Source organism: Paraferrimonas sp. SM1919, from assembly GCF_010993985.1.
Lineage (GTDB): Bacteria > Pseudomonadota > Gammaproteobacteria > Enterobacterales > Shewanellaceae > SM1919.
Genome location: NZ_WINH01000137.1, coordinates 1 through 513 on the forward strand (window position 1 = coordinate 1; position 513 = coordinate 513).

Here is a 513-nt window from a genome sequence, read left to right on the forward strand (position 1 = left end):
CTCGTGCGTGAAAACGTGATCGCGCAACTGGCGAACCTGCGCACACATCCGTCGGTGGCACTCGCGCTCGAGCAGGGCCGCATGAATTTGCACGGCTGGGTCTACGACATCGAGAAGGGCAGCATCGATGCGCTTGACGGCGCGACACGACGCTTTGTACCGCTGGCCGAAGCACCGACCATCGTTGCGGTGACTTCATGCAACCGGGGACACGTATGATGCGGACATGCGTGTCGATGGCGTAGCGGATTTTCATGCCGTTTCGCGGCATTCCGCCGGCAGGGAATAAATCGAAATACACAGTGCGTGAGCCGCGATTGCCTAGGCAACACCTAAAATAGGAAGCGGAAATTTCAAGAGGCCACGGGACATACCTGAAGTGGAGGCTTCATGGATCTTTTCGATACCCTGCGCGAACAGATGGACACCGTACGTCTGCCACTGTTCGCGGTGACCGTGACCGCCGTAGCTCGGGTCAACACGCCGCTCGTCGCGATTCTGCACTGGCATGGC

At 58.9% G+C, this 513-nt stretch carries 1 protein-coding gene; it reads left to right on the plus strand.

Features of this window, described 5'->3' with window-relative positions; genetic code table 11:
* Nucleotides 1-219 (plus strand): carbonic anhydrase (locus tag GFB48_RS17485; RefSeq protein ID WP_305848756.1); only part of this gene is annotated, 219 nt, incomplete at its 5' end.
* Between the last annotated feature and the right edge of the window lie 294 nt (nucleotides 220-513).